Raw genomic sequence first — 12,222 nt, forward strand, 5'->3', positions numbered from 1 at the left:
CACATGAGCATTCTCGTAGACAAGAACACCAAGGTCATCACCCAGGGGATGACCGGCGATACCGGCACGTTCCACACGCAGCAGGCGCTTGCCTATGGCACGCAGATGGTTGCGGGTGTGACGCCGGGTAAGGGCGGCACAACGCATATCGACCTGCCGGTCTTCAACAGTGTCGGCGAAGCCAAGGCCGCTACCGGCGCAACCGCATCCTGCATCTACGTGCCGCCGCCGTTCGCTGCGGACTCGATCCTCGAGGCGATCGATGCCGAGATGGAACTGATCGTCGCCATCACCGAAGGCATCCCCGTACTCGACATGGTGCGCGTCAAGCGCGCGCTGCAGGGTTCGAAGTCGCGCCTGATCGGCCCGAACTGCCCCGGCGTCCTGACGCCCGGCGAATGCAAGATCGGCATCATGCCCGGCTCCATCTTCAAGAAGGGCAGCGTCGGCGTGGTCAGCCGCTCCGGCACGCTGACCTATGAAGCCGTCCACCAGACCACCATGGTCGGCCTCGGCCAGACCACTGCAGTCGGTATCGGCGGCGACCCGGTCAACGGCACCAACTTCATCGACGTGCTCGAACTCTTCCTCAAGGACGACGAAACCAAGTCGATCATCATGATCGGCGAAATCGGTGGCAGCGCCGAAGAAGAAGCCGCAGAATTCGTCGCGCACATGGCGAAGAAGGGCGTTGAAAAGCCCATGGTCGGCTTCATTGCCGGTCGCACGGCGCCTCCGGGTCGCCGCATGGGCCATGCCGGTGCCATCGTCTCGGGCGGCCAGGGCGGTGCGGAAGACAAGATCGCAGCGATGGAAAAGGCGGGCATCCGCGTTTCGCCTTCGCCCAGCGAACTTGGCACCACGCTCGACGCGCTGCTCAAGGAACTTGCCTGATACCCGGCGCGGGCCACCCTCCTCCCCGGGACCGTCCGCGCCGCTGAGGCATTGCCATTAGGAGCCGACATTTGGTCGGCGCAAGAAGGTGACCCGGATGGGTAACGAAAGCCATGATTTCCTGCCCGAGCTGGGCGACCAGGAAGGCCCCCAGCAGGGGCCCAGCTGGAGCAATCCTGCCTGGCTGACCGAAGTGGTCGACAGCAGCGCGGATCTTACCGCCGCGCTCGATCCCACGCAGATGCGCGTGGTGGTCGCCAAGGCTGCCGAAAAGGCCGGAAAACAGCTCGACGACAAGGCGCTCGAGAAAGCATCGGACGATTCCAATCGTGCAATGATGCTGGTGCGCACGTTCCGCGTCAGGGGCCATCTTGCCGCCAACCTCGACCCCCTCGGTCTGTCCAAGCGGGAAATTCCCGAAGACCTCACGCTCAAGGGCCACGGCTTCGAGGGTGAAGAGGATCTGGAAGTCTATGTCGGCGGTGTCTTCGGCTTCGGCTGGGTAACCATCGGCGAACTCTACGATGCGTTGCGGCATACCTATTGCGGCAATGTCGGCCTGGAATACATGCATATTTCGGACACCGTCGAGCGCCGCTTCCTGCAGGAACGGTTCGAGACGCCCGAAGAAACCATCCAGTTCACCGACGAGGGCAAGCGCGCCATCCTCGCGGCGGTCATCCGCGGCGAACAGTATGAATCGTTCCTCGGCAAGAAATACGTCGGGACCAAGCGCTTCGGCCTCGATGGCGGCGAATCCATGATCCCGGCGCTGGAAGCTGTCATCAAATATGGCGGCCAGCAGGGTGTGCGCGAAATCATCTACGGCATGGCCCACCGCGGCCGGCTGAACGTGCTCGCCAATGTCATGGGCAAACCCTACAAGGTTATCTTCCACGAATTTTCTGGCGGCAGCGCCAACCCGGAAGACGTCGGCGGCTCGGGCGATGTGAAGTACCATCTTGGTACAAGCACAGACCGCGAATTCGACGGGATCGATGTTCACATGAGCCTCGTTCCTAATCCCAGCCACCTCGAAGCGGTCGACCCGGTCGTGCTCGGTAAGGCCCGCGCGCAGCAGGCCATCCGCGACGATCTGAAGCAGCACGAACAGGTTCTGCCCGTTCTGCTTCATGGCGATGCTGCCTTCGCCGGCCAGGGTATCGTGTGGGAATGTCTCGGCTTCTCGGGTGTACGCGGATACAATACCGGCGGCTGCCTGCACTTCGTGATCAATAACCAGATCGGTTTCACGACCAGCCCGCAATTCGCGCGGTCCTCGCCTTACCCCAGCGATGTGGCCAAGGGCGTCCAGGCACCGATCCTCCACGTCAACGGCGACGATCCCGAAGCGGTGACCTTCGCCTGCAAACTGGCGATCGAATACCGCCAGACCTTCGGCCGCGACATCGTGATCGACATGTGGTGCTATCGCCGGTTCGGGCATAACGAGGGCGACGAGCCCAAGTTCACCCAGCCGTTGATGTATGACGAAATCCGTCAGCACCCCAAGGTCAGCGAACTCTATTCGAAGCGCCTCGAAGAAGAAGGCGTGATCGAAAAGGGCTATGCCGACGGGTTGTGCGCCGAGTTCACCGCGCATCTCGAAAAGGAATTTGCGGCGGCCAAGGACTACAAGCCCGATCAGGCAGACTGGTTCGGCGGTCGCTGGTCCGGCATGAACAAGCCTGCCGATCCGGAAAGTGCGCGTCGCAATGTCGAAACGGCGATCGACAAGAAGCTGTTCGACAGCCTCGGCCGTACGCTGACCGGCATCCCCGGCGACCTGACGATCCACAAGACGCTTGGCCGTGTGCTCAAGGCCAAGGAGGAGATGTTCTCCAGCGGTGAAGGGTTTGACTGGGCCACTGCCGAGGCATTGGCGTTCGGCAGCCTCGTGACCGAAGGGTTCGGTGTGCGCCTGTCCGGGCAGGATTCCGGCCGCGGTACCTTCAGCCAGCGCCATGCCGTGTGGATCGACCAGAAGGACGAACACAAATACATCCCGTTGACAACGCTGCCGCACGGCAAGTTCGAGGTCTATGACAGCCCCTTGTCCGAATATGGCGTGCTCGGCTTCGAATACGGTTTCGCCATGGCGGATCCCAAAAGCCTCGTGATGTGGGAAGCGCAGTTCGGCGATTTCGCCAACGGCGCGCAGATCGTGATCGACCAGTTCATTGCCAGCGGCGAAGCAAAATGGCTCCGCGCCAATGGCTTGGTGCTGCTGCTTCCGCATGGATATGAAGGTCAGGGTCCCGAACACAGTTCGGCCCGCCTCGAACGTTTCCTGCAATTGTGTGCGAACGACAACATCCAGGTCTGCAACATCACCAGCCCGGCGAACTACTTTCACGTCCTTCGCCGGCAGATGCTCCGCAACTTCCGTAAACCGCTGGTCATCATGACGCCGAAGAGCCTTCTGCGTCACCCGCTGGCGAAATCCGAAGCGAGCGAGTTCCAGGGCGACAATCACTTCATGCGGATCAAGTCCGACATGAAGGAGATTGACGACGAGAAGGTGAAGCGCCTCGTGCTGTGCAGCGGCAAGGTCGCTTACGACCTGATGCAGCGCCGCGACGAAGCGGAACTGGAAGATGTTTCGATCGTGCGTATCGAACAGCTCTACCCCTTCCCGGGGGAACCGCTTGCCGTTCGCCTCGAACGCATGAAGAACCTCGAACAGATCGTCTGGTGTCAGGAAGAACCGAAGAACAACGGTGCATGGTTCTTTGTCGACCGTCTGATCGAAGAGGCTGCAGAGGCTGCGGGCAAGTCCGGCATGCGCCCCTGCTACGCCGGCCGTGAAGTGGCGGCTTCGCCAGCAACGGGTTACGCCAGCCGCCATCAGGTGCAGCAGGAAGCCCTCGTCAATATCGCGCTCGGCCTCAACGGTCAGGCGCCCAATGTCCGCAGCGACTGCAAGTAATTCGGGAAAGCAAGAATATGGCCACCGAAGTCAAAGTTCCTACGCTGGGTGAATCTGTCACTGAAGCGACCGTCGGCGAATTGCTGAAGAAAGTCGGCGATGCGGTCGCCGTCGATGAACCCATCATCAGCCTGGAAACCGACAAGGTCGCGGTGGAGGCACCCTCCCCCGTTGCCGGCACGATCAAGGAATTCAAGGTCGACGTCGGCGACACGGTCGAAGTCAATGCAGTGATCGCGGTGATCGAAGAAGGCGACGCTCCGGCGAAATCTTCCAGCGATAGCGACGACGCACCCAAGGCGGACAAACCGGACGCGGACGTCGAAAAGGCTGCGCCCGCTCAGGCCAAGGAAGCGACCGACGGTGACAGTTCGCAAACGCTTTCGCCTGCCGTGCGCCGCGCAGTGCTCGAACACGGCGTCGATCCTTCCACGATCAAGGGCACCGGGAAGGACGGCCGCCTTACCAAGGAAGACGTGATCGCTGCGGCGGAAGCCAAGAAGTCGGGCGGAAGCAAGCCGGCTGAAAGCACATCCGCACCGGCATCGACCGCGGGCGAGCGCCGTGAAGAGCGCGTCAAGATGACGCGTATGCGCCAGACCATCGCCAAGCGTCTCAAGGGTGCGCAGGACAATGCCGCGCTGCTGACGACGTTCAACGACGTCGACATGTCGGCCGTCATGGAAGCACGCGGCAAGTACAAGGACATGTTCGCCAAGAAGCACGACATCCGTCTCGGCTTCATGGGCTTCTTCGCCAAGGCGGCCTGTCTTGCACTGAAGGACGTGCCAGCGGTCAACGCCTACATCGAAGGCGATGAGATCGTCTATCACGACTATGTCGATATCTCTGTTGCCGTGTCCGCTCCCAATGGTCTGGTCGTTCCGGTCATCCGCGATGCGCAGGACAAGGGCTTCGCGCAGATCGAAAAAGACATCGCCGATTTCGGCAAGCGCGCCAAGGACGGCACGCTGACGATGGACGACATGAAGGGCGGCACCTTCACCATCTCGAACGGCGGCGTCTTCGGTTCGCTGATGTCGACCCCGATCATCAATCCGCCGCAGAGCGCCGTCCTCGGCCTGCACCGCATCGAGGATCGTCCGGTCGTGGTGAATGGCGAAATCGTCATCCGTCCGATGATGTATATCGCGCTGTCCTACGATCACCGTCTGATCGACGGCCGGGAAGCGGTCACCGCTCTGAAGATCATCAAGGAAGCGATCGAAGATCCGACCCGGATGCTGATCGACCTGTAAGAGCAACGCCGATTGGAGTGCGTGTGTGCGAAAGGCTGTCCTACAGACTGGCAAAAGTGCCATGATGCCAGCCATGACCCACTCGCTTGATCTGGTCGGCACCTGCGATTTGCGTCCGTTCACCCCGGACCGTTTTTACCCTTTGGACCGTGTAACACCCGGTCCATGTCTGCGACGCAACGAAAGTTAACAGAGACGAATCATGGCAGAATACGACTACGACGTCCTCGTCATCGGTGCTGGCCCGGGTGGCTATGTCGCCGCAATTCGTGCGGCCCAGCTCGGCCTGAAGACGGCGTGCGCGGAAAGCCGCGAGACGCTCGGTGGCACCTGCCTCAACGTCGGCTGCATTCCCTCCAAGGCCATGCTGCACGCCTCTGAATACTTCGACGCGGCCAGTAACGGCACGATGAAGGAAATGGGCATCGAGGTTACGCCCAAGCTCAATCTCGACGCCATGCACGCACAGCGCCGCGACGCGGTGAAAGGTCTGACTGGCGGGATCGAATTCCTGTTCAAGAAGAACAAGGTCGACTGGAAGAAAGGCCATGCCACTTTCCAGGATGCCCACACGGTCAAGGTCGGCGATGAAACGGTCACCGCCAAGAATGTGATCATCGCCACCGGTTCTTCCGTTACCCCCCTGCCGGGTGTCGAAGTCGACAACGAAAAGCAGGTGGTGGTCGATTCCACCGGTGCTCTCGAACTCAAGGCCGTGCCCAAGAAGATGGTCGTCATCGGTGGGGGCGTGATCGGCCTGGAACTCGGATCGGTCTGGCGCCGTCTGGGTGCCGAGGTCATCGTTGTCGAATATCTCGACAAGCTGCTGCCGGGGATGGACGACGATGTTCGCAAGGAAGCGGCCAAGATCTTCAAGAAGCAGGGCATGGAACTGCGTCTGTCGACCAAGGTCACCGGGTGCACCGTCGATGGTTCGAAAGCCACGCTGACGCTCGAACCGGCTGCCGGCGGCGACGAAGAAACGCTGGAAGCGGATTGTGTGCTGGTTTCGATCGGTCGCCGTCCGAACACCGATGGCCTCGGCCTCGACGCGATCGGGCTCGAAGTGAACAAGCGCGGCCAGATCGAAACCGATCACGATTTCCGCACCAAGGTCGATGGTGTATGGGCCATCGGCGATGTCGTCCCCGGTCCCATGCTCGCCCATAAGGCGGAAGACGAAGGCATAGCCTGTGCCGAAAACATCGCCGGCCAGACCGGTATCGTGAACCACGATATCATCCCGGGTGTTGTTTACACATGGCCCGAATTCGCCGGTGTCGGTCTGACGCAGGAAGAAGCGGTCGAGAAGCTGGGCGACAAGGCCAAGGCCAAAGTCGGCAAGTTCCCGATGATGGCCAACAGCCGCGCCAAGACCAATCATGAACCCGATGGTTTCGTGAAAATCGTCGCGGATGCGGAAACCGATCGCGTTCTGGGCGTGTGGTGCATCGCAAGTGTCGCCGGCACCATGATCGCCCAGGCCGCACAGGCCATGGAATTCGGCGCGACCAGCGAAGACATCGCTTACACCTGCCATGCCCACCCGACGCATTCCGAAGCCATCAAGGAAGCGGCGATGGCGGTTCAGGGCAAGCCGATCCACATCTGATCGCTGTCGTGACAGTCGGGACGGGAATCTGAATGTCTGCGCGAGTGTCGACAATTCCGGCACTCGCCATACCCTCGCTTGTCGGGCTGACCTATCTGCTGCTTGCAGGTGCTCCACGAAGCTACCTGCTCGTCAATGCGACAGCTCTGCTGCTGTCGATCGCGCTGATGGCTTTGGGCAAGCCGCGCGTGAAACGCCAGCATCGGCTGCCGATCCTGGTTGTAGCCGTCGCGCTGTTATTCGTCCCCCTGTTCACCGGCGTGGCGGTCAATGGCATCGCGCGCTGGCTGCCGATCGGCCCGGTGCTGCTCCATGCCGGGCTGCTTGTCCTGCCGGCCATCAGTGTTCTAGCCGCAGAAGGTAAGGCGCCCGGCAAGATAGCATTGGTCGCGGCGCTGGTGGCGGTCTTCCTCCAGCCCGATGCCGGCACCGGTCTGGCGATAACAGGTGCCGCAATCGGGCTCTATGTGGCGCGGCCCCACTGGGCGACAGGCTGCATCGCATTTGCAGCCTTCCTCGCCAGCCTGTCCATGCTGGTCCGCGGCGAACTCCCCGCCCAGCCGTACGTTGAACGTATTCTGGTCGACGCTGCTCAGGTTTCGCTGTGGTTGGCAGTCGGCATTCTGGTCGCCCTGCTGGGCACGGTCGCGCTGCTCGCCGGGCTGCGCAGCGGAACGGTAAGCCAGCGCTTTGCCCTTGCCGGATCGTTTGCCGGCTTCTCCATCGCTGCTCTTGTATCGAACTATCCCTTCCCGCTCATCGGCTACGGTGCCTCGGCAATCCTCGGATATGGACTGGCATTGTTCCTCATGGGATCGTCCCGATAAACTTTCCGCTTGCCGATACCCCATCCATGCCGCAGATTTGCGCAACAGGGCATCGGGGCGATCGAGCATGAAAATCAGGCACTTGGCGATCGCCGCAAGCTTTAGCGCAATGGCGCTGATCGGCTGCAGCCGGGAGCCGGATTTCGAGCCACCTCCGCGTGCTACGGATACGATCGACATCGAACCTCGAAGTTCGCTCGTCGCAGTACCCGTAACTGCCGATCTGACCGCGCTCGAAACGCAGATGTCGAAAGAGATACCGCGAACCTTGTGGACCATCGACCGCAAGGACCAGACCTGCGCCGCATCGAAAAAGGTCAAGGTGGCCTTCGTCAAGCTCAAGACGCCCACCATCAAATGCGACATCGTGGGCACTGTGACACGCGGACGCGTTACGATCGACGGTCGCGGACGCGACATCATCCTGACGATGCCGATCCATGCCGAAATCAAGGCGCAGGATATTGCCGGTATCCTCAAACAGGAAACCGCAACGGGAGATGCCAGGGTGCGTGTCGTCGCCCGGCTTTCGATCGACAGTCAATGGAACCCGCAGGGCAAGGTCGACATCCAGTACGACTGGACCGACGAACCCCACGTCGATTTCCTCGGGCAGCGTATCGAGTTCACCAGTGACGCGGACGCCAAACTGAAACCCGTGATCGCGCGCCTGGAACGCAATTTGCCGCAGGAACTGGCGAAGCTGGGTCTGCAGGAAGATATAGAACGCTTGTGGGGCGAAGCCTTCACATCCCTCCAGCTTAACGAGACGAACCCGCCGGTCTGGATGCGGATCGTGCCCGAACAACTCTATTATGGCGGCTACACGCTGCGCGGTAAACGCATGGAGTTGCGACTGGGCATGAAGGCGGTGACCGAAACGTTCGTCGGCAAGCGTCAGCCAGACCCAAAGCGCAAACCCTTGCCGCCACTTGCAAAGCTCGAAGAGCAGCCTGGCAAGATGCAGTTCTTCATCCCCGTCATCGCAGATTACAAACAACTCGAACCGGTGGTAGCCAAAGCTTTGGTCAAACGGTCCGCGCGGCCATTCGAAGTGCCCGGGATCGGGCCGGTCAACGCAAGGTTCGGCCAGGTCGTTGCCTATGGCACTACCGGAAACCGCATCGCGCTGGGCCTGACTTTCAAGGCAGCCCGAGCCGACGAAAAGTTCGGCGATGCGACCGGCCAAGTTTGGCTGACCGCCCTCCCCGTCAACGAGCCGGGCTCTCGCAAGGTCAGTTTTTCAAACCTCGAAATTACCGGCGATACCGATCGCGACACCACCGATTTCCTTTTGCAGATCGCCAATTCGCCCGGGTTTTCCCAAACCATTGCGACTGCTCTGACGCAGAATTTCGAAGAAGATTACGATGAATTGATGGCCAAAATCGCCAATGCCATCGATACCAAGCGCGAAGGCGATGTCGTCATTCGTGCGCAGATCGAAGAGGTGAAGACCGGACGCCTGAAGGCGGCGGGACAGGGCCTGTATTTGCCAGTCTGGGGGACGGGTACCGCATCGGTGATCCTCGCCCCCCGTTGACGGCTATCTACACTTCGCTGGGGTAGATCGGCTGAATATCCACTGGAATATCGCTCATTGCGGCGAAACGTCCGCGCGCCCAATCGTCTAGCTTGGCATATCGAGCGAAGAACGCCTTGGTCCCTTCGTAATCGCCATTCGCCTGCAGCATCAGCTGGTCATGCAAAAGGTCGCGCAGACTGGCTTCCATTTTTGCATAATCGACGATGTAGCGGTTGGCAGCCCCATCCCAGGTGAACGCACCCTTTTCCTTGAGATACCCGTATTGCAATGCTGCGCCCTTGCCGTGCGCCTCATCGATCCCGAAGCGCATCGCGCGGAAAATACCGGCGAAATAGCTGGCATAAAGTTGCTGCTTCTCGGCCGCGGGGATTTCGCCCTTCTCCATCATGAAGAGAATGTTCCAGACGCCCATGACGTCCGCCTTGCTCTCTTCCAGCGCCGAATACTGTTCCTTCAATTCCTCGTTCACCGTCGTCTGGCGGCCATCCTTGGTAATTGTCCCGGGCCCGAGGCTGTGGGACAGTTCATGGAACAGCGTTTCCAGTTCCATGTACTTCTTCGCGACCAGTGCGGCCTGATCCTGCTTCAGCACGACATCGCCGATAGGATCCAGAATGCGTTCGTATTTCGCGCCGAGTACGTTGGCCAGAATGACCTTCTTGGCACCTTTGGCTTCGCGCACCCGCTCGTCGTTGGGAAGGTTGAAAGCAATGGTTTGTACGCCTGGTACATTGTCGCCCCCACCGTGGATCTGATCGGCCACCGCGATGGGGCTTTCGAAGCCGCGCTGGAAATTCTTGTAGCGATCCTCGATCGGAAGGTTGCCTTCCATATCGCGCAGGTAATTCTTGTACTTCGCCAAAGCGGCGCTCTCTTCGGGATTGCGCAGCGTGACGAAGCTTTCGAAGGCGGTTTTCGTACCGTACAGGCGGTCGGTATAGACTTCATAAGGTCCAATCGCGACTTCGATCGGCGTGTCGGCTAAGTCCATCCACGCCATTTCGCTTTCGTAATAGTCGTCGGACAGGAAGCTGGCGGCACGCAATGTCAGGAATTTCTTGAGGCTGGGGTTGCTCGTACGCTGGGCAGCCTGTTCCAAGAGTTTGGCAGCAGGTTCGAGCCACTCGCGATATTCCACCGAATAAGGGACAGCGACCAGCCCATCGCCATCGCGCTTCACCACGGTGTACGGGGCCAGCAATTCGTCTTTCTGTGCAGGATGAGCAGTCAGATAGGCATCGAATTCTTCACGGGTCAGATCGGTGGGATAGAAGCCGGCTCCTTCAGGCAGCGGCTCTGTGCCCCAGAAGGGATGGAACTCGTCGAGATCGTCCCACGCGCCGTAATACCGGTCGAACATCGTCAACAGCAGGTCTCGATCGGCACGGCGGCTGCGCGAGATGGCCTGACGAACCTGCGGGTTGGCGGCGAAGCGCTGGCGCAGATAAATCTCGTCCATATAGTCGCTGGCCTGGATCAGCAGATTGACGACGTCGCGTTCTTCCGCAGTCAGGTAAGACGTGTCCGGTGCCATCTCGATGACGGCCAACTTCGCGTACTGGGCCTGGAGATCGTAACCATCGGACGCGGCAGCGGGGGGTGCATCGGCAGACATGACCGGAGCATCATTGGCAACGGGGGCGCAGGCGGCACTGGCGAGCAGTAGGGGAAGAATGGCGCGACGCATGATCGGTCCTCCAGAATTATCTTTATGACATCAGCGCAACGTCATGCGGCGACCATGTGTCCCGCGCAAGTGGGCGATTGACCGCGGGGTCGGCTTATCCGACATTGCCGACCCAAGAGGAGACATCATGGCTTATCCGACGCTGACCGACAATCCCGGTGCTATCGAACTTGCAGAAGCGATGCGCCGGGGCGAGATGTCCCCGCTCGACGCGGTCGAGGCGACCATCGCGCGGATCGAACGTCTTGATGCGCACATCAACGCCGTGGTGGTGACAGATTTCGACCGGGCCCGGGATCGGGCCAAGGCGATGACGGATGATCGTTCGGCGCGTGAACGCCCCTTGTTCGGCGTTCCCATGACGATCAAGGAAAGCTTCGATATCGAAGGGCTTCCCACCAGCTGGGGTCATGAGGCCTATGCCGACAACATAGCGTCTCGCGATTCCAGAGTGGTCAGCCAGTTGAAGGCTGCGGGCGCCATTTTCCTGGGCAAGACAAATGTGCCGCCCGATCTGGCCGACTGGCAATCGAATAACCCGGTCTATGGCCGTACCAACAACCCCCATGACCATGAGCGCTCGCCAGGCGGGTCCTCGGGTGGTTCGGCTGCGGCCGTCGCAAGCGGCATGGTCCCGTGTGAATATGGCACCGACATCGGCGGATCGGTGCGCGTTCCTGCCCATTTTTGCGGAGTTTGGGGTCACAAGACGAGCTGGGGTCTCATCTCAAAACAGGGACACGATCACCCTTCCATGAGCGGCGGTGATGCCCATGATGGTGCGTTGTCCATCGCTGGGCCGCTTGCCCGCAACGCTGCCGATCTTCGCCTGCTGTTGCAACTGACACAAACCGTTCCGCTGCGGAGGATGGAGAAGACGCTGCGGGACTGTCGGATCCTCCTTCTCACCGAACACCCGTCCTGCCCCACCGACACGTCGGTGCAGGCTCCGATCGAGGCGGCGGCAGCAACATTGGAAGGGGCCGGGATAAGCATCGACCGCAGAAGCGAACTGCTCCCCGATCTGGCGCGACAACAGACGGAATATATGCGGATGCTCAATGTAGCCATGGCTCGCGGCATGCCAGGACCCAACGGTGAGCGGGCCAGCGCGACAGATTGGTTCGACATGCTCGATGCGCAAACCCGCAACGAGAACGCCTGGCATACCCTATTCGATAAGTACGATTTCGTCCTTGCCCCGCCCGCACCTGTTCTCGCTGTCCCGCACCGCGATGGCCGCGTCTTCGATGGGACGATGACCATAAACGGAGCGGAACAGCCTGGGGGAGCGGCGCTGTGCTGGGCCGGGCTGGCGACTTATCCGAACCTTCCCGCCACCGTTCTTCCTGTGGGCGAAGGCGGGGGCCTACCTTGCGGACTGCAGGTCATATCGCGCAGGTGGGCCGACCTCGATTGCATCGCCGCGGCAGAAGCCATCGGCACAATCATCCACGGCTAGGGGGCC

The 12,222-nt window shown here is 60.6% G+C and carries 8 protein-coding genes; 7 read left to right on the forward strand and 1 reads right to left on the reverse strand.

Annotation, left to right across the window (positions count from 1 at the left end; all coding sequences use genetic code 11):
- Window positions 1-3: 3 nt before the first annotated feature.
- From sucD to AC13F2_RS04520, 6 genes are all read left to right on the forward strand, one after another.
- Window positions 4-894, forward strand: coding sequence for a succinate--CoA ligase subunit alpha (sucD, locus tag AC13F2_RS04495; RefSeq protein ID WP_103023228.1), 891 nt, complete (start codon window positions 4-6; stop codon window positions 892-894).
- A gap of 97 nt (window positions 895-991) precedes the next feature.
- Window positions 992-3,823 (forward strand): 2-oxoglutarate dehydrogenase E1 component, encoded by a 2,832-nt coding sequence (locus AC13F2_RS04500; protein WP_103023227.1) that lies wholly within the window; start codon window positions 992-994, stop codon window positions 3,821-3,823.
- 17 nt (window positions 3,824-3,840) lie between these two features.
- Window positions 3,841-5,082 carry a 2-oxoglutarate dehydrogenase complex dihydrolipoyllysine-residue succinyltransferase gene (odhB, locus tag AC13F2_RS04505; protein ID WP_482964046.1) on the forward strand — a complete coding sequence of 414 codons (1,242 nt, stop codon included), beginning with the start codon at window positions 3,841-3,843 and terminating at the stop codon, window positions 5,080-5,082.
- Window positions 5,083-5,284: 202 nt separating this feature from the next.
- Window positions 5,285-6,694 (forward strand): dihydrolipoyl dehydrogenase, encoded by a 1,410-nt coding sequence (gene lpdA / locus AC13F2_RS04510; RefSeq protein WP_482964047.1) that lies wholly within the window; start codon window positions 5,285-5,287, stop codon window positions 6,692-6,694.
- A 32-nt stretch (window positions 6,695-6,726) separates the two neighbouring features.
- Window positions 6,727-7,521, forward strand: coding sequence for a hypothetical protein (locus AC13F2_RS04515; RefSeq protein ID WP_482964048.1), 795 nt, complete (start codon window positions 6,727-6,729; stop codon window positions 7,519-7,521).
- A 67-nt stretch (window positions 7,522-7,588) separates the two neighbouring features.
- Entirely contained in the window at window positions 7,589-9,064 is a 1,476-nt protein-coding gene (locus tag AC13F2_RS04520; RefSeq protein WP_482964049.1) for a DUF4403 family protein, read from the forward strand.
- 7 nt (window positions 9,065-9,071) lie between these two features.
- Here AC13F2_RS04520 and AC13F2_RS04525 read toward each other — a convergent pair whose 3' ends face one another.
- A complete protein-coding gene (locus tag AC13F2_RS04525; protein WP_482964050.1) occupies window positions 9,072-10,754 on the reverse strand; it encodes a dipeptidyl-peptidase 3 family protein in 1,683 nt (560 codons plus the stop codon).
- A 127-nt stretch (window positions 10,755-10,881) separates the two neighbouring features.
- On the opposite strand from AC13F2_RS04525, the gene AC13F2_RS04530 reads away from it, so the two are divergent.
- Window positions 10,882-12,216 carry an amidase family protein gene (locus tag AC13F2_RS04530; RefSeq protein ID WP_482964051.1) on the forward strand — a complete coding sequence of 445 codons (1,335 nt, stop codon included), beginning with the start codon at window positions 10,882-10,884 and terminating at the stop codon, window positions 12,214-12,216.
- Window positions 12,217-12,222: the final 6 nt, after the last annotated feature.

This window comes from Qipengyuania sp. L-5Y, from assembly GCF_056859455.1.